Raw genomic sequence first — 17815 nt, 5'->3', positions numbered from 1 at the left:
GTCGGGTCGCGGTCGCTGTCCCGTTCCCGGACTGGAGCAGCACCGGCCCTGGCATTACCGGTCCACCTCACCGAGCACGATGTCGAGGCTGCCGAGCGACGCGATCATGTCGGGGATGTACTCGCCCTCGGACATCTCGGGCAACGTCTGAAGGTTCGAGAAGCAGGGCGAGCGGATCTTGAAGCGCGCGGGCTTGTCCGTCCCGTCCGCGCGCATGTAGATGCCGAGTTCACCCTTCGCACCCTCGACCGCGCGGTAGATTTCGGTGTCGTCCTCGGGGCGCAGCGTCCGGGGAACGTTCGCCTGGATGTTCCGCTCGTCCTCGGGCCAGTCCTCCAGGAGGTCGACGCACTGTTCGATGATCTTCGCCGACTCTTCGACCTCGCGGAGTCGGACCAGGAGGCGCGAGTAGTTGTCGCAGCCGTCCTCGGTGACGACGTTCCAGTCGAGTTCGTCGTAGTAGCCGTACGGGTCGTCACGACGGAGGTCGTAGTCGACGCCCGACCCGCGCGCAACGGGGCCGGTCGCGCCGTACGATTTGGCGACTTCGGGGGGAGGACGCCCGTTCCGACGGTCCGGACCTGGAGGATCTCGTTCGCGGAGATCATGTCGTGGTACTCCTCGAGCGCCTCGGGGAGTTCGTCGATGAACGTCCGGATCTTGTCGAAGAAGTCCTCGCGCGGTTCGGGGAGGTCCCAGACGACGCCTCCCAATCGGAAGTAGTTGAACATCAGCCGCTGACCGGTGAGGTCCTCGAGGATGTTCTGTGCCTTCTCGCGGTCGCGGACGGCGTACATGAAGATGGCCGTGAAATCGCCGTAGACGTCCAGCGCGAACGTCCCCACGGCGAGCATGTGCGAGGCGATGCGGCACACCTCCGCCCCGAGGGTCCGGATGATCTGTGCGTACTCGGGGACTTCGATGTCGGCCATGTCCTCGGCCACGCGCGCGTACGCCCACTCGTTCAGCAGCCCCGCCGAGATGTAGTCCCAGCGGTCCGGGTAGGGCATGATCTGGTAGCGGTACGTGCCCTGCTGACAGATCTGCTCCTCACACCGGTGGAGGTAGCCGATGTCCGATTCGAGGTCGGCGATCTGTTCGCCGTCGAGCGTCGTCTTCACGTGGAGGACGCCGTGGGTCGCGGGGTGGTGGGGGCCGATGTTGACGAACATCGTGTTGCCCTCGTCGTCCTTGTGGTCCTCCTGCAGCGGGTTGGCGTGCTCTTTGAGCGTGACGATCTGTGGGCGGTCCTGGTCGTAGTCGAGCGAGAGGGGGTGACCCTGCCACGTCTCGGGGAGTAAGATGCGGCGCAGGTCGGGGTGACCCTCGTACTCGATGCCCACCAGGTCGTACGCTTCCCGCTCGTGCCAGTCCGCCGTCCGGAACACCGGTTCGGCCGTCTGGCTCTTCGGCGCGTCTTTCGCGGTGGGGACGACGACGCTCACTTCGCGCGTGCGGTCGTCGTACGAGGTGAGATGGTAGATGGATTCGTAGCGGTCCTCGTACTCCTGGGCCGTGACGCACGAGAGGTGGTCGAAGCCGGCTTCTTCCCTGAGCGTCGAGAGGACGTCCTGGACGGCGTCGGGGCGGATTTCGAAGCCCGGTGCGTTGAGGTGGTCGTCGCGCTTGAGGACGCGATCACCGAGCAGTTCTTCGAGCGCCTCGCCGGTGGTCGGAAGCGACTCCTCGACGAGTTCGGGCGTCGAGTCGCTCGGCTCTTCGAGGCTCATGGCGAGTCACCCCAGTTGTACCGCATGACGAGGTCGTCGGTGTCGATATCCTCGGCGAGTTGGTCGACGATTTCGTCGCGTTCGAGGTCGCCGAACTGTTCGAGTTCGTAGGGTTTCACGGTGACCGGCGCGGACTCGCCGTTGGCGATGCGCTCTTGCAGTTTGGCGACGCCGTAGACGAGCGCCTCCGGTCTGGGCGGACAGCCGGGGACGTGGATGTCGACCGGGATGACCTCCTCGGCGCCCTTGATGACGTTGTACCCCTCCTGGAACGGGCCGCCCGAGATAGTGCACGAGCCCATGCCGATGACGAACTTCGGCTCGGGCATCTGGTCGTAGACGCGCTTCATCCGCGGGGCGAACTTCGAGACGATGGTCCCGGGGACGATGATGACGTCCGCCTGTCGGGGGCTGGCCCGCGGCACACCGGCGCCGAAGCGGTCGAGGTCGTGCTTGACGGCGTAGGTGTGCATCATCTCGATGCTGCAGCAGGCGATGCCGAACTGCAGCATGAACATCGACGACCCGCGGACCCAGTTCATGAACTGGTCGAACTTCGTGAGGATGAACGGCGAGGAGCCGAACGCCTCTCTCAGCGTGGAGTTGAACCGGTCGTCGGCACCGGACATTCGAGCGTCCCGGGTCGCGGTCTGTACCTGTGCGTCGTCGGTTACGAACGGTTTGTTGTCGCTGCTCATGCGTCTTGTCTCTCTGTCTTCTGGCGGCTCGCACGCGGGCTCTTGACCCACCTGACGGCGCCGTTGCGCCACGCCCACACGAGGCCGACGACCAGCACGCCGATGAACACCAACATCGGCAGTAACACGGTCGCCAGGCTCGCGCCCTGCTCGAGCGCGGACCGGTAGATAACGGTCCACGGGAGGATGAGAACAGTCTCGATGTCGAAGATGACGAACAGCAGCGCGACCATGTAGTACTGAATGTTGAACTGGACGCGCGCCGTCCCCGTCGGCACCTCACCGCTCTCGTAGGTGGCGCTCTTGCCTTGTTCCGGCACTGTCGGGCGCAGTATCGCCGAGACGGCCATCATCCCCAGCGGGATGCCGACACCGACGAGGCCCAACGCGCCGATTGCTATCCAATCGTTCATACGGAAGTCTCCTATCGTCCGTCGGTTAGAACACCACCGTTATAAGCGTTGATTTGTGCTCTTGGGAGCGACCCAACACCGCTCCGTCGGTTAACTTCCCGGACCGACGTGACGCGCAGAAAGTCGTGCAGTGTGATACCACACGACGGTGTCGCCGTCGCCCGGTTTTCGGCTATTCGCCGTCGGCGTGCCGCTCGCGGAAGCCCGCGAGTCCCAGGTCGTGGAGGTCGCGGGAGACGTCCGCGACGCCCGCCTTCTGGTCCTCGTGGAACGCGACGAGGCGCTCGCGCACCTCGCTGTGCTCGCGCGCGAGGGTCTGTGCGGCCGACAGGGCGGCGTTGAACGACTTGCCCGCGTCGACCGCCGTGATCGGTGCGCCCGTCGGCATACCGATCACCGAATCGACGGACTTCTCCTGGACGGGGACGCCCACGACGGGAACGGGAAAGGCGATGGAGGCGGTCATGTTCGGGAGGTCCGCACTCTTGCCACCCGCGCCCGCGACGATGACGTCGATGCCGCGCGCCTCGGCGGTGTCGGCGTACGCGTACATCAGGTCCGGGGTTCGGTGCGCGGAGACGACGTAGCTCTCGAAGGTGAACCGCTCGTCGGGGGGGTTCGAGAAGTCGGTCTGCTCTGCGAACCCGAGTTCGAAGAACGCCTCGTACGCGCCCTCCATCACGGGGAGGTCCGAGTCCGAGCCCATGATGATGCCCACGTCGGGCGTCGCCTCGGGGTCGATGTCCTGTGCGGCTTCGTCGCGGAGTCGGTCGATGAGTTCGGATTCGTCGGTCATTGGCGGTGGTCTCGTGTGTGTCGTGCGGGCTGTCGGCCGGTGGAACGAGTGGACTCGTCGGTCAGCGGAACGTGAGACCGTCCCGTGTCTCTCTCGCGCGTGCGAGGAGCGAGTCCGTGTCCACGTCCGCCTCGCTCTCGCCAGCGTCGCCCACGAGCGTCACGTGGCCCATCTTCCGCAGCGGGCGGACCTCGTGTTTCCCGTACCAGTGCAGCGCTGCCCCGGGTTCCGAGAGGACGGCGTCGACGTCACCGAGACGGGCTTCACGGGGAGCCTCGACCGTTCCGAGGACGTTCGCCGACACGGTCGGCGCGCGCAACCGGGTCGACCCGAGCGGCCACCCGAGGACGGCCCGGATGTGCTGTTCGAACTGCGACGTGACGGCCCCCTCGATGGTCCAGTGGCCGGAGTTGTGCGGTCGCGGGGCCACCTCGTTGACGAGGATTTCGCCGTCGACCTCGAACAGTTCGATGCCGTAGACGCCGCGGCCGTCGAGGACAGAGAGGACGTCGCGGGCGACCGCTTCTGCCCGTGCGGTCACCTCGTCGGTCGTCCGCGCGGGGACGACCGTCTCCCTGAGAATCTCCTCCTCGTGGACGTTCTCGCCGACGGGGAACGTGCTGGTCTCCGCTTCGCCCACACAGCCGATGACCGAGAGTTCGCGGTCGAAGTCGACGAACGCCTCGGCCATCGCCTTCCCGTCGAGTTCGGCGAGCGCGTCGGCCGCCTCGTCGGGAGAGCGGACGGGGACGTTACCGCGGCCGTCGTAGCCGCCGCGGCGCGCCTTCAGCATGACGCCGTCGAACCGTTCCACGCTGGATTCGAGGTCGGCCACCGAGTCCACGCGCTCGAACGGCGGGACGGGAATCCCCCTGTCCTCGAACGCCGCCTTCTGTTCGAGTTTGTCCTCGATGAGTCGGAGCGTGTCGGGCGAGGGATGGACCGGCACGTTCGCCTCCCGACTCACCTCGTCAAGGAGGTCGGGGTCGGCGAGTTCGATTTCGTACGTGAGGACGTCACAGCGAGCCGCGAGTTCGGCGACTCCCTCCGGGTCGTCGAAGGAGCCGACGACCTGGTCGGCGGCGACCGACGCGGGGCAGTCGGGAGTCGGGTCGAGCACGACTACGCTGACGCCGAGCGGGGCCGCGGCCTCGGCCATCATCCGGCCGAGTTGCCCCCCGCCGACGACGCCGAGCGTCGGGCCGGGGATGGTGAAGTCGGAGTCGAGCGTCACACGCGGTACTGCTGTACGTCAGTGCATAAGAGTTGCCACCTCGGGTCGTGAGATGACCACGAACGTGGAACGTTCGCCGTGCCCGCTCAGAGGCTCGGGTCACGCTGTTCGGCCCGCTGGAGGGCGTCCTCGTCGACGAAGACGACGATGTGCTCGCCCCAGAGCTTGAAGGCGTGCTCGCGGACCGTGTAGCCCTCCAGGTGCGGTTCTATCTCGTCGCGGTCCCAGTCGTGGGCGATGACGACCGGCGGCGCGTCCGCGAGCGCCTCCTCGGGGGGCGTGTCGGGTGCGGTCGAGGTCACCTCGGCGTCGGACAGTTCGAGATACCACGGGAGCGGGAGCCGCGAGTGCCAGGCGGGGCCGCCCGGCGGGGGCGTGTCCGCCGACGACTCGTTGGAGACGTACAACTCAACGGAGTCACCGCCGGGCGTCGTCGTGCCGTAGAAGAGGACGTCGGTCCCGTCGTTGGTCTCCGCGACCGCCCGGACGTCGACGATGGACTCGCGGAGGTCGTTGCTGGGCTGGGCCCACTGGAGGACCTGCTTGTCCGCCTCCTCGGTCGAGTTCCAGTAGGCGACGTTCGCGCCGAGCGTGCCGCCGATGGCGGCAAGAAGGACCAGTGCGGCGAGGCCGGTCGAGACGCGGTCGTCGTCGTGCAGCGAGTCGACGCCGGTGCGGACGACGAACGCTAGCCCGACCGAGGCGGGGATGGCGAAGGCGACGACGGCGTGGATGACCGCCCACGGCGCTTCGATGTCGGTCGCCAGCGGGTAGCCGACGACGCTGGCGAGCCCCCAGTAGACCGCGAAGGCGACCAGGGGGCGAAAGCCCGGGTTCGCGGGCGAGTAGCGGTCCAACAGCGCGCCGACGAGGCCGAACGCGAGAACGACCGGCGCGCCGTAGACGAACGTCTCCAGGTAGCCGTACAGGAACGTGAGGTAGTCGTTGTCCTGGTGGCCGCCGTCGATCCAGGTACCGTAGAGGCGCTCTGCGGGGGCGACCGTGCCTGCCTCGACGACGCCCGGGAGCGCGGCCGGGTTCGCGAGCGCGGACCACAGGTCCGGGCGCGGGGCGTAGAAGAACACGACGACGAGGAAGAACGCCGCGAGCGCGCCGAGGGAGTAGACGCCGACCCGGGCGAGGCCGCGCTCGAACGTCTCCTCGTCGTCTCTCACCCACCGGTAGACGGCGGTGGGCCACGTCTCGGCGAGGACGTCGCTCAGGCGGGTGCCCGCCCGCGTCTCGCGGACGAGTCGGTGGTCCAAGAGGAGGACGCCGGCACCCAGAAAGCACGCCACGTAGAGCAGCGCGTTCTCCTTCGTCGTGAACGCCAGCCCCATGGACGCGCCGGCACCGACCAGATAGCCGAGGCGACGGGTCACCAGCAGGCGGACGAGGAGACCGAACGCCACGACCGAGAAGACGGCGACGAGGACGTCGTTGCGCATGAACCGCGAGTAGTAGACGAGGAGGGGGTTGAGCGCGAACAGTGCGCCGAGTGCGACCACCTCGTCGTCGTCGAGATGGTCGCGGAAGAGCCACGCCGCGAGCGGGAAGAGACCGCCGACGACGGCGACGGGGAGGCGGGCGGCGAAGTCCGACGCGGGGAGGAGCGCGAACAGGTAGTCGTTGACGATGGGGAGGAACGGGCCGTGGACGATGGGACGGTACGAGTGAACTCCAGTCTCCCCGTATCTGAGAATCCAGTAGCCGACCCGCCCCTCGTCCCAGTGCATCACGCGACCGCCGAGCGAGACGACGCGGAAGAGGAGGGCGAGAAGCGAGAGTCCACAGAGGGCGAGGAACGTCTTCGAGGCGAGCGGCCCCTCGTCGGTACGCATGGGTGGTAGTCGGGTATCCGGGGATTACAACTCTTGTGTTCCGCATCGAACGCCCGTCCCGAGAGGGGTCCGAGCCGTGTTCGTTCCGGTCTCGACGTTCGTGTTACATAGCATATGTGATGATTTATCATTTTATGGGTGTTCCCTACTGACGCAATGCGCGCAGCAGTGTACTACGGTCAGAAGGACGTACGCATCGAAGACGTCGAACCCGGGACGGTCGGTCGGGGGCAGGTGCGGGTCGACGTCGAGACCTGTGGCATCTGCGGGACGGACCTCCACGAGTACGCCGCCGGGCCGATTTTTATTCCGGGCGAGGAGCCACACCCCATCTCCGGAGAGAAGCTTCCCGTCACGATGGGCCACGAGTTCAGCGGCGTCGTGAGCGAGGTGGGCGACGGCGTCGACTCGCTCGAAACCGGCGATGCGGTCGCCATCAATCCCATCCTCTCGTGCGGCGAGTGTCGGCAGTGCAGGGAGGGCAACTACCACATCTGTAGCTCCATCGGGTTCGTGGGCCTCTCCGGGGGAGGGGGCGGGTTCTCCGAGAGCGTCGTCGTGAGCGAACACCAGGCCGTCCCGCTCGTCGACGGCGTCCCCATCGAACACGGCGCGCTGGTCGAACCGCTCGCCGTCGGCTTACACGCCGTCCGCCGCGCCGGGGTCCAGGCGGGCGACGTCACCGCCGTGTTCGGCAGCGGTCCCATCGGCCTGTCGGTCATCCAGTCGCTGCGCGCCGCCGGGGCGGGCGAAATCATCGTCTCCGAGCCCCGCAAGGCCCGCCGGGACCTGGCGGAACAGTCCGGCGCGACGACGCTCATCGACCCCTCAGACATCGACGCGGTCGAGGAGATTCGCGACCTGACGGACGGCGGCGTCGACCAGACGTTCGAGGTCGCGGGCATCGAGGCGACGTACAAGCAGGCCATCCAAGCGACGCGCCCGCACGGGACGACGACCATCGTCAGCATCTTCGAGGAGGAGGCGAGTTCCCACCCCATCGACCTCGTGCTCGGCGAACGGACCATCACGGGGACGCTCGCGTACCTGGGCGGGCCGCGCGCGGACGAGGAGTACGGGATGGTCATCGACATGCTCGCCGATGGAACCCTCGACGTCGACCCGCTCATCACGGCGCGCATCGGCCTCGACGACATCGTCGACGGCGGCTTCGAGTCGCTCCTCGACCCCGAGAGCAACCAGGTAAAGATCCTGGTCGACCCCAACTCCTGAGCCACGGTCGAGGTCGGGGAATCGGGTCGGGGCGACCGTCGCTCCTCCAGCGACGGTGCCGCCGCCACACCGGACGCTGGACGCCGGACGACACCTCTTTTACCCCACCGGCGGACCCACGGGTATGACCCGACTGGGACTGGTCGTCGCGAGCTTCAACGAGTCGGTGACGGGACCGATGGCAGAACGCGCACGGGAGGCCGCCGCCGAACACGACGCGGAGGTCGTCGAGACGCTCTCGGTGCCGGGGAGTTACGACACCCCGCTCGCGGCGGACCGACTCGCCCGCCGCGACGACGTCGACGCCGTGGTCGTCGTCGGCGCCATCGTCACCGGCGACACCGACCACGACCGCGTCATCGCCGACGCGGCCGCGCAGGGGTTGACGCAGGTGAGCCTCGACCGCGACACGCCGGTGCTGTTCGGCGTCTCCGGCCCGGGGATGAGCGGCGCCGAGGCGCGCGAGCGCCTCGACAAAGGAGCGGAAGCGGTATACGCCGCGGTCGAAATGGTGGACTCACTAGCATGAGCGAACACGGACACGCACACGAGTTCGACTTCGCGGCGCGGGTCGAACGGGTGGAGCCGAGCGCGACCCTCGCCATCTCGAACCTCGCCTCGGAACTCGAAGCGGAGGGGAAAGACGTCATCGACCTTTCGGTGGGCGAACCCGACTTCCCCACCCCCGAAAACGTCGTCCAGGCCGGCAAGGACGCGATGGACGCCGGCCACACGGGGTACACCTCCTCGAACGGCATCCCCGAACTCCGCGAGGCAATCGCGGAGAAGCTCCAGGGTAACGGCATCGCCTGCACGTCGGACAACGTCGTCGTCACCCCCGGCGGCAAGCAGGGCCTCTTCGAGGTCATCCAGACCGTCGTCGACGACGGGGACGAGGTGGTGCTCCTGGACCCGGCGTGGGTCTCCTACGAGGCGATGGTGAAGCTCGCCGGCGGCTCCCTCTCCCGCGTCGACCTCTCGCCGTACGGTTTCCAGCTCGAACCCGCCCTCGACGACCTCGCCGAGGCGGTCAGCGACGACACCGAACTCCTCGTCGTCAACTCCCCGTCGAACCCGACCGGGTCGGTCTTCACCGACGCGGCGCTCGAAGGCGTCCGCGACCTCGCGGTCGAACACGACGTCGCCGTCATCTCCGACGAGATATACGAGCGCATCGCCTACGACGTCGAACCCACGTCGCTCGCCTCCCTGGACGGGATGGAAGACAGAACCATCACCCTCAACGGCTTCTCGAAGGCGTTCTCCATGACCGGGTGGCGGCTCGGCTACTACTGCGCGCCGGAGGAACTCGTCTCGCAGGCCGGAAAGGTCCACTCGCACTCGGTCTCCTGCGCGGTGAACTTCGTCCAGCACGCCGGCGTCGAGGCCCTCTCGTCCCGGACGGACGACACGGTCGTCGAGATGCGCGAGGCGTTCCGCGAGCGCCGGGACATGCTCGTCGACCTCTTCGACGAACACGACGTCGAGGTTCCCCATCCCGACGGCGCGTTCTACATGATGCCGAAGTTCGCCCCTGACGGGGACGACCAGCAGTGGTGTGAGGACGCCCTCGAACAGGCGCAGGTCGCGACCGTGCCCGGCAGCGCGTTCGGCGCGCCCGGCTACGCCCGTATCTCCTACGCCGCGAGCGAGGACCGACTCCGCGAGGCGGTCGACCGTCTCGCCGAGGCCGACCTCATCTGAGGCCGGGAGACGGGGATTTTTTCGAGAGTCGCGCATCCGCCCACGTCGTGAGACGACGTCTCCGACCGAGACGTGACTCTGTGCGAGGGATGAGGCGATACTGAGCGGCAGGACGGTATCGAGGACGGCTCACAGCGGGGAGACCGCAGCGTCGCCAGGACGGTGTACGCCTCCCCCTCCCCAGCCGGTTGCTCGCGCATGGAGCGCGAGCCGACCCTCGCGCGTTCGCTCACTCCGTTCGCTCTCACGCGCCACCCGCAACCGCACAGAGCGGTGGCGCGTGCTGGCACGACTTCGTGTCGTGCCGGCATCGCGCGAGGTTTTCGCGAGTGAAACGAGCGAATCGGCTGGGGAGGGCGTGGCTTCACTGCCCGAGTGCCTGCGTTCGACCTGCTCTCAATGACACCACCACCAACGAAGCCACTCGTGTCCACCGCTGTACACCGGAACGGCACTGAGCGAGTCGACACTGCTCTCGTGATCGCTACTCCCTCCCCTCGCGTTCGTGTGGTTACGTCGGCCACACCCTGAGCGTCTGGTCGAAGCCGGCCGCGACGACGACACCCCTCTCCCCCGACACGGCACACAGGTTCGTCGTCAGCCGCCCACCGAGCGGGAGTCGCCAGGGCTCCTCGACGCCTCCCTCATCGACCCGCCGTAGCCCCGCGAGTTCGCGCCACGAGTCGTCGGGGACGAGCAACTCGACCCGACCGTCGCCGTCGAGGTCACCTGCGACCGCCCCGTCGAGGTTGCGCGAGCCGATGGCGTGCGTCGAGTAGCCGCGGCGCTCGGCCACGAGACGCAGCGCGTCGCCGTCGGCGCGGTAGAACTCCGCCGTCCCGCCGACGTGTGGCGTCTTCACCGCCGCTATCTCGACGTCTCCATCGGGGCCGAACGGCGCGACGGCCAACTGGTGTCGCCACCGGAAACCCGACCCGACGGGCGGCCCCGCCAGCGTCTCACCAGATTCCGAGAGCGCGACGAGCCGCGCACCCCGCTCGGCGTCGCTCACGGTCACGACCACCTCGCGCTCGCCGTCGTCGTCGACGTCGGCGACAATGGGCGCGATGCCCTCGATGACGCCCGAGGGGGGCTCCAGCGTCGTCTCGACGCCGCCGGCGGGGTCCAGCACGGCAACGGAACGGGCTTCGAGTTCGTCGCCGAGGACGCCGTGGGCGTACGCGTTCGTTCGACCGGCGAGGACGTACAGCCGCCCCGCCGCGCTCACGATACGCGCGTCGGGGAGCGCGTCCACGTCGGCGTTCGTCCCGCCGGGGAGTCGGACCCTGCCTTCGGTAGTCACGGACGCCCACCCGCCGGTCGTCGGAACCGGATGCGTCGTCGGGGACCCGAGAGCCGGAGCGAATCGCGGGTCCGACCCGCCGACGAGCAGCGGTGGCCCTCGGGCCGGACCGAGGTCGACGTCGGCCGTCTCGGCCTCTCGTCCCCCGACCGAAACCGCCTCGGCGTCCTCGCTCGTGACGACGCCGAGCAGGACGCCCTCCTCACGAGGAACGCCGACGACCCACTCGGGCCGCGCGTCGAGCGCGACGTCGACCGGGTCGGTTTCGGGGAGGGACCCGAAACTGTCGACGAATCGGTTGCCGTCGGGGCGTAGATGAGTGTAGCCGAGCGGGACGCTGGCCGGCGGAGCGGGCGGTGGCGAGTCGACGTCGCGGCGTTTCTCCCGCTCGCGGGCGTCAGGGGCGAGTGGGGCGGCACAGCCGGCCAGCGCGCCCGCACAGCCGAGCGCGGCGAGGAGCGTCCGTCGGTTCACGGCTGTGCATCGGCAGGGAGTCGCTAATACCCACCGCGGGAGAGTGCGGGGTGCGTTCGAGCGAGCGACGTCGTCACGCGCGGAGGCTTTTATACCCGGACGCCCCCACGGACGAACGAATGCGTGTCCGTGACCTGCCGCTCGCCGACGACCTCGTCGCCCACTACGAGTCGGCGGGCATCGTCGAACTCTACCCCCCGCAGGCGGCGGCCGTCGACGCGGGCGTCACCCGCGGCGAGAACGTCGTCGTCGCCGTGCCCACGGCGAGCGGGAAGACGTTCATCGCCGAACTCGCGATGCTCACGTCCGAGGGGCCGGCGCTGTACATCGTCCCGCTCCGCGCGCTCGCCCGCGAGAAGTACGAGACGTTCTCGGAACTCCCGGGCGTCGAGGTCGGCATCTCGACGGGTGACCTCGACTCCGCGGAGGAACTCGGGTCGTACGACATCGTCGTCGCCACCGCCGAGAAGGTCGATTCGGCGATTCGAAGCGGGGCGTCGTGGGTCGACGATCTCGCCTGCGTCGTCGTCGACGAGGTCCACCTCCTCGGATCGAAGGGACGCGGGCCCACGCTGGAAGTGACGATAGCGACGCTCGGCCGCCGCGCGCCCGACGTGCAGGTCGTGGCGCTGTCGGCGACGGTCGACAACCCCGACGAAATCGCCGACTGGCTCGGGGCCGAACTCGTCCGAAGCCGGTGGCGACCCGTCGACCTCCGGACCGGGGTGTACGCCGAGGGCCGGGTCGACTTCGACGACGGCTCGACGCTCGCGGTGGCGGTCGACGAGGACGAGGAGAACGCCGACACGGCGGCGACGGTCGAACTCGTCCGCGGCGCCATCGACGACGGGGGACAGTGTCTCGCGTTCGTCCGGTCGCGGCGGGAGGCGGAGGCGTTGGCGACACGGCTGTCCGGGGAGGGAATCGGTACGACGGACGCGCTCGCCGAGGAGATACGCGAGGCGGGACAGGCCGACACCGGCCGACGTCTCGCCGAGTGCGTCGAGGGGGGCGTCGCCTTCCACCACGCGGGACTCCGGGCGGAGCACCGCGCGCTCGTCGAGAACGCCTTTCGCGGTCGGGAGTTGAAATGCATCTGTGCGACGCCGACGCTCGCCGCGGGCGTGAACGTCCCCGCGCGCCGGGTCGTCATCCGTGACCAGAAACGCTACACCGGGTCGGGGATGGAGTGGCTTCCGGTGCTGGAGGTCCACCAGATGTGCGGGCGGGCGGGTCGGCCCCACCTCGACCCCTACGGCGAGGCGGTGCTGGTCGCCGGCGACGAGGCCGGGCGGGAGGAGTTACGGGAGCGGTACGTCGGCGCCGAACCGGAGGCCGTCGAGTCACAGTTGGCCGACCGCGAGGCGCTCCGGACGCACGTCCTCGCCATCGTCGCCTCGGGTTTCGCCGACTCTCAGAGAGGAGTGCTCGACCTGCTCGACGCGACGTTCTACGCGCACGACCGCCCCGAGGAGAGCCTCGCGGGCCTCGTCGAGAGCGTGGTGGCGGACCTGGTCGAGTGGGAGATGCTCACGGCGGAGACAGGGGAGAACGAGGCGAGCGAGGGTGAGACGGAAGGCGGGACGAACGACGGTGAGGCCGAGGGAGGGAACGAGAGCGGAGGAACGCTGGCGGCGACGGCGCTCGGCGAGGCCGTCTCCCGACAGTACATCGCGCCGCAGACCGGCGCGCGCATCGTGGGCGGTATCGAGACGATGCGGGGCATGGAGTCCGTGACGGGACTGACCGCGCTCGAAGTCGTCTGCGACACGCCGGACATGCACGGCACCTACCTGGGCAACCGCGAACGGGCGACGATGTACCAGTACGCCCGGCGTCACGCGGCCGAACTCACGACGGACATGGGCGCGACCGACCGATTCGAGCGGTGGCTCGAATCGGTGAAGACGGCCAGAATCCTGCTGGAGTGGGCCGAGGGCGCCTCGACCGAGGAACTGGTCGACGAGTACCGAATCGGTCCGGGCGACCTCGAATCGCGCGTCGAGCGGGCGCAGTGGCTCCTGGGCGCGGCGGCCGCCGTCGCGGACGTGGTCGGCGGTGACGGCACCGCGTTCCGGGAGGTGCGGGAGCGACTCGTCCCCGATCTGTCGGACGAGTAAGAGCTTTGCCGACGAGCGCCGTCTCGGCGGACGATGCTGGTCGAACTCGCGCTGTTCGTCGTCGGCCTCGTGGCGCTCGTCGTCGGGTCGGACCGCGCCGTGACGGCCGCGGCCGAGGTCGCTCGCTTCTACGGCGTCTCGTCCTTCTTCGTCGGCGTCACGCTCATCTCCGTCGGAACCTCCATCCCGGAGATGGTGACCTCGGTGTACGGCGCGTGGTACGGCGCGGGCGACATCGTCGTCGGGAACATCGTGGGCTCGGAGACGGCACAGATAACGCTCGCCATCGGCATCGTCGCGCTCGTCTCGCCCATCGTCGCCGAGCGACGGAACGTGATGATCTACGGCGGGGCGATGACGCTCGCGATGGTCGTGATGCTCCTGACGCTCGACGACGGTGTGATCCAGCGGTCGGAGGGGCTCCTGATGATGCTCGCGTACGTGAACTTCGTCTACACACTGTACACCAACGAGGGTGGGAGCGAGGTCGCCCAGGAGGTCGTCGAGGAGGCCGAACCACCCGAGCGCGCGCTGCCGTGGATCGTCGGCGGACTCGTACTGGTCGTCGTCGGGGGACAGTTGCTCGTGACGAACGGCATCGCCATCGCTCGTCTCCTCGGGGTGTCGGAGTTCCTCGTCGGCGTGCTCACCGGTCTCGGGACGACCACGCCCGAGATATTCGTCGCGGGGTTGGCCGCCCACCGGGGCGTCTCGGGCATCTCCGTCGGCGCCATCCTCGGGAGCAACATCACCGACCCCGTCTTCTCGCTGGGCGTCGGCGCGCTCGTCGCCGACGTCGTCGTGACGGACCTCGCGTCGGTCCGGGCGGCGGCGGCGTACATGCTCGTCGTCTCGCTCGTCGTGCTGGGGCTGTTCTACTGGCGTCGCGGCATCGGCCGCCGGGCGGCGCTGGTCTGTCTCGCGCTGTACCTCCCGTCGTTCCTGTTCGTGTGAGCGCGACGGCCGGTCGGTGACCCCGGTTTTTGCTCGAGCCTCTCCGAAATCGTCGTCGGAGTGGGTGAGTGGACGGATGCGTGGGCCGGTCGAGACAGACTAGCAGCGGAGCGCGGAGCGGAGTCGCCAGGGCGCTGAAGCCACGCCCTCCCCAGCCGATTCGCTCACTCACTTCGTTCGTTCGCTCATCCCTCGCACGAGCGTCCCCGCCTGGGCGAGACCTCCGGTCTCGCTGCTTCCCGCTCACGTCCGCTCGCGGGAGCGGCACGGAGGCTGCGGGGCCGCGCGTCACCGAAACGCCCGAGACGAATCCGAACGTCGGTCTCACGCCCCTTCCCACGGCCGCGTCGTCCCCTCACCGAACAGTTCCCGCATCAGCGTGACGACGCTCTCGGGCGGGTACTGCCCCCGCTCGGTGACGATGGCGTCGACGTATCGCGGGGGCGTGACGTCGAACGCCGGGTTCGCCACGTCCGGGTCGCCGATGGCCGTCCGGGTCTCCCTGTCGACGACTTCCGAGACGTCGCGGGTCTCGATGTCGACGGTGTGGCCGGTGAGCGTCGCCGGGTGGAGCTTCAGGGTCTGGGCGGCGACCATCACCGGTGTTCCTCTGTCCCGGGCGTTGACTGCGAGGCCGGAGGTGCCGATCTTGTTGATGACGCTCCCGTCGGCGGCGATGGAGTCCGCCCCGACGAGGACGTGGTCGACGTCGTTGAGGTAGTGCCGGGCCGCGCTGTCGACGATGAGCGTCACGGGGACGCCCAGTTCCGACAGTTCCTCCGCCGTGATGTGCCCCTGGTTCCGCGGGCGCGTCTCCTTGACGATGGCCGCCAGTTCCTTGCCCTGGTCGACAGCGACCTCGATGCACGCGAGCGCGTCCGTCGAGTGACAGTGCGTCATGACGACGTCGCCGTCGCGGAGACGGTTCGCGCCCACCTCGCCGAGGTCGGCCTGCGCGTGGTCCAGTCGGACGCAGAACTCCGCGACTGTCGCTTCGACCGACTCGCGCAGTGCCGCGACGGTCGCCCCCTCGATGCCGTGGAGCACGTAGCGGAGCGCGTTCGGGAGGCTCACCGCCGTCGGGCGCGTCTCGAACAGAGTCCGCGCGGCGGCTCGCAGTTCTCCACGGAAGGCCTCGGGGGAGTCGGCGTCGCTCGCTCGCGCCTGTGCCCGGAGCGCCCGGGCGGCCGCGTCCGCGATGGCCGCCGCTCCTCGAATCTCCATGGTGTCGATGGCCTCGGCCGTCTCGCGGACCTCCCTGTGCACGCCCATGCGAATAGATGGCACACGGACGGTGAAAAGTGAGTCGGGCGTCAGACGCGTTCGACGAGCGTCTCCCGCGCGCCCCTGACGCGGATCATCTCGGTCCGGTCGACGAGCGACGACGCGTCCTCGAGCTTGGCGCTCACCTCTGCGTGGACGGTACAGAGCGGTTCGCCGGTCTCGACCGTGTCACCGACGCGGCAGTGGAGGTCGATGCCGGCGCCGTGGTCCCTCGGTGCGCCCGCCCGCCGCGCGACGTCGTTCACGAGGCGGTTGTCGATGTGTGTGACGATGCCGGCGCGGTCGGCGTGGACGACCCGCGTGTGTCTCCCCACTTCGAGGTCGCCGGGCGAGACCTCCGGGTCACCACCCTGCGCGTCGACGATGCGCCTGAACCGCTCGCGGGCCGCGCCGGAGTCGAGGAGGGCGGCCGCGTCCGCGTCGACACCACAGCACTCGAACAGCACGTCCGCGAGGCGGATGCTCTTCAGCCGAAGGTCGGCCGGCCCCGCGCCGTCGAGCGTTTCGAGGACGTCGCGCGCCTCCAGCGTCGGCCCCACACCGCTGCCGATAGGCTGTGACCCGAGCGTGATCGCACACTCGACGGTCAGCCCGATGTGTTCCCCGACGCGACGGACGTCGACCGCGAACTCCCGGGCCTCGGCGAGACTCTCCATCTTGGCGCCCTCGCCGTACGGAATGTCCACGACGACGTGCGTCGACCCCGCGCTCTTCTTCTTCGAGAGGACCGACGCGATGAGTTGCCCGGGCGGGTCCAACGAGAGCGGCGTCTCCGCGCGGATTATCTTGTCGTCGACGGGCGAGAGATTCACCGCACCGCCCCAGACGATGCACGCGCCGGCCTCGTCGACGATGCGTTCGACCTCCGCGCGCGAGAAGGAGACGTCGCAGAACACCTCCATCGTGTCGGCGGTGCCCGCCGCCGAGGTCACCGCACGCGACGACGTCTTCGGCATCGTGAGTCCCGCGCTGGCGACGAGCGGAACCAGGACGGGGGTGACGCGGTTGCCGGGTACCCCGCCGATGGAGTGTTTGTCGGCGACGACGCTGGGGTCCCAGGAGATGACCTCGCCGGCCGCGGTCATCTCCTCGGTGAGCGAGAGCGTCTCCTGCAGCGAGAGGCCGTTCGTGTAGACGCCGGCGACGTACGCGCCCAGTTCGACGTCCGCGAGTCGGTCGTCGGTGATGTCGTCGACGATGCGTTCGAACTCGTGGCGCTCGAGTTCGATGTCGTCGAGCTTCTTGCGGATGTACCGCACCGACGCCGGCGTCGGGGCCAGCGAGACGTCGACCGGGCCGGAGATGGTGTCGAGTCGTCGGGTCGTTCCGACGACGCCCGGCGGGACGAGCTGGTCCGTGAGTTCGACGATGCCGACGGTCGTCCCGCCCGCGTGGTCGAGATGGACGCGGTCGAGCGGGTGCACGCCGAGGTCGGCCGCGTCGCTCTCGTTCAACAGGACGGTCGGCGACCGGGAGGCGATGTCGACCGGTTCGACGGCGAACTGCATACCCGATGCACACGTGTCTCTCGCATAACTCTAGTCACGGCCGGGAGTCACAGGCGACGGGTCGAAGCCCTCAGGCGGCGTACTCCGAGACGAGCGAGGCGAGCGTCCCGTAGTCGCGGACGCCGACGACGCGCTCGACGGGCGCGCCACCCGAGAACAACAGGAGGGTCGGGACGCCGCGGACCTGGTACTGCGAGGCGAGCCCCTGGAGGCTGTCGATGTCGACCTTCGCGACCGCAGCGGGCGTCTCGCGGGCGACCCTCTCGACGGTCGGTTCGAGCATCTTGCACGGGCCACACCAGTCGGCGTAGAAGTCGACGAGAACGACTCGGTTCGAGGCGACGAACTCGTCGAGATGGTTCGCGCTCTCGATGTGCTGTGGTGTCGACGGCGCCTCCGGCGACTCGCTCGACTCGGATTCGCCGTCCTGAAGCCGGCGTTCGAGTTCCTCCCGCTTCCGTCGTCTGATGTCGGCCAGTTCCTCCGAATCGGACATACCAGCCCTACTCGGGGAGGGAGCTTA

Annotated in this window: 14 protein-coding genes and 1 pseudogene; 5 read left to right on the top strand and 10 right to left on the bottom strand. The window is 68.7% G+C overall.

What is annotated here, in order from left to right; translation table 11 throughout:
* Positions 1–54: 54 nt before the first annotated feature.
* From C2R22_RS06235 to C2R22_RS06210, 6 genes and pseudogenes are all read right to left on the bottom strand, one after another.
* Positions 55–1730: pseudogene (locus C2R22_RS06235) on the bottom strand (NADH-quinone oxidoreductase subunit D).
* Positions 1727–2428 carry an NADH-quinone oxidoreductase subunit B gene (locus tag C2R22_RS06230; protein ID WP_103425000.1) on the bottom strand — a complete coding sequence of 234 codons (702 nt, stop codon included), beginning with the start codon at positions 2426–2428 and terminating at the stop codon, positions 1727–1729. The pseudogene C2R22_RS06235 and the gene C2R22_RS06230 overlap by 4 nt, the downstream one beginning before the upstream one ends.
* A complete protein-coding gene (locus C2R22_RS06225; RefSeq protein WP_103424999.1) occupies positions 2425–2841 on the bottom strand; it encodes an NADH-quinone oxidoreductase subunit A in 417 nt (138 codons plus the stop codon). The genes C2R22_RS06230 and C2R22_RS06225 overlap by 4 nt, the downstream gene beginning before the upstream one ends.
* A gap of 172 nt (positions 2842–3013) precedes the next feature.
* Entirely contained in the window at positions 3014–3637 is a 624-nt protein-coding gene (purE, locus tag C2R22_RS06220; protein ID WP_103424998.1) for a 5-(carboxyamino)imidazole ribonucleotide mutase, read from the bottom strand.
* 61 nt (positions 3638–3698) lie between these two features.
* Positions 3699–4871: a 5-(carboxyamino)imidazole ribonucleotide synthase gene (locus C2R22_RS06215; RefSeq protein ID WP_109745692.1), complete on the bottom strand. Its 1173-nt coding sequence runs from the start codon at positions 4869–4871 to the stop codon at positions 3699–3701.
* Between the two features lie 86 nt (positions 4872–4957).
* Positions 4958–6712, bottom strand: coding sequence for a flippase activity-associated protein Agl23 (locus tag C2R22_RS06210; RefSeq protein WP_103424997.1), 1755 nt, complete (start codon positions 6710–6712; stop codon positions 4958–4960).
* A 156-nt stretch (positions 6713–6868) separates the two neighbouring features.
* Here C2R22_RS06210 and C2R22_RS06205 point away from each other — a divergent pair, with 156 nt between their 5' ends.
* From C2R22_RS06205 to C2R22_RS06195, 3 genes are all read left to right on the top strand, one after another.
* Positions 6869–7945 carry a 2,3-butanediol dehydrogenase gene (locus C2R22_RS06205; RefSeq protein WP_103424996.1) on the top strand — a complete coding sequence of 359 codons (1077 nt, stop codon included), beginning with the start codon at positions 6869–6871 and terminating at the stop codon, positions 7943–7945.
* Positions 7946–8069: 124 nt separating this feature from the next.
* Positions 8070–8474, top strand: coding sequence for a 6,7-dimethyl-8-ribityllumazine synthase (ribH, locus tag C2R22_RS06200; RefSeq protein ID WP_103424995.1), 405 nt, complete (start codon positions 8070–8072; stop codon positions 8472–8474).
* Positions 8471–9649, top strand: coding sequence for a pyridoxal phosphate-dependent aminotransferase (locus C2R22_RS06195; protein ID WP_103424994.1), 1179 nt, complete (start codon positions 8471–8473; stop codon positions 9647–9649). The genes ribH and C2R22_RS06195 overlap by 4 nt, the downstream gene beginning before the upstream one ends.
* Positions 9650–10160: 511 nt before the next feature.
* On the opposite strand, the gene C2R22_RS06190 is transcribed toward C2R22_RS06195, so the two are convergent.
* Positions 10161–11426: a hypothetical protein gene (locus C2R22_RS06190; RefSeq protein WP_103424993.1), complete on the bottom strand. Its 1266-nt coding sequence runs from the start codon at positions 11424–11426 to the stop codon at positions 10161–10163.
* 119 nt (positions 11427–11545) lie between these two features.
* Here C2R22_RS06190 and C2R22_RS06185 point away from each other — a divergent pair, with 119 nt between their 5' ends.
* A complete protein-coding gene (locus C2R22_RS06185; protein ID WP_103424992.1) occupies positions 11546–13546 on the top strand; it encodes a DEAD/DEAH box helicase in 2001 nt (666 codons plus the stop codon).
* Positions 13547–13579: 33 nt separating this feature from the next.
* Positions 13580–14500 carry a sodium:calcium antiporter gene (locus C2R22_RS06180; RefSeq protein ID WP_103424991.1) on the top strand — a complete coding sequence of 307 codons (921 nt, stop codon included), beginning with the start codon at positions 13580–13582 and terminating at the stop codon, positions 14498–14500.
* 324 nt (positions 14501–14824) lie between these two features.
* On the opposite strand, the gene C2R22_RS06175 is transcribed toward C2R22_RS06180, so the two are convergent.
* The 3 genes from C2R22_RS06175 to trxA all read right to left on the bottom strand — a co-directional run bounded on the left by C2R22_RS06175 (position 14825) and on the right by trxA (position 17788).
* A complete protein-coding gene (locus tag C2R22_RS06175) occupies positions 14825–15772 on the bottom strand; it encodes a ribose 1,5-bisphosphate isomerase (protein WP_394342381.1) in 948 nt (315 codons plus the stop codon).
* Positions 15773–15813: 41 nt separating this feature from the next.
* A complete protein-coding gene (locus tag C2R22_RS06170; protein ID WP_103424990.1) occupies positions 15814–17292 on the bottom strand; it encodes an AMP phosphorylase in 1479 nt (492 codons plus the stop codon).
* A 70-nt stretch (positions 17293–17362) separates the two neighbouring features.
* Positions 17363–17788, bottom strand: a complete 426-nt coding sequence (gene trxA, locus C2R22_RS06165; RefSeq protein ID WP_103424989.1) for a thioredoxin — start codon at positions 17786–17788, stop codon at positions 17363–17365.
* Between the last annotated feature and the right edge of the window lie 27 nt (positions 17789–17815).

The sequence above is a fragment of the Salinigranum rubrum genome, assembly GCF_002906575.1.
Classification (GTDB): Archaea; Halobacteriota; Halobacteria; order Halobacteriales; family Haloferacaceae; genus Salinigranum; species Salinigranum rubrum.
Note: the sequence above shows the minus strand (reverse complement) of the source record. Positions and strands in the feature narration are given on the sequence as shown.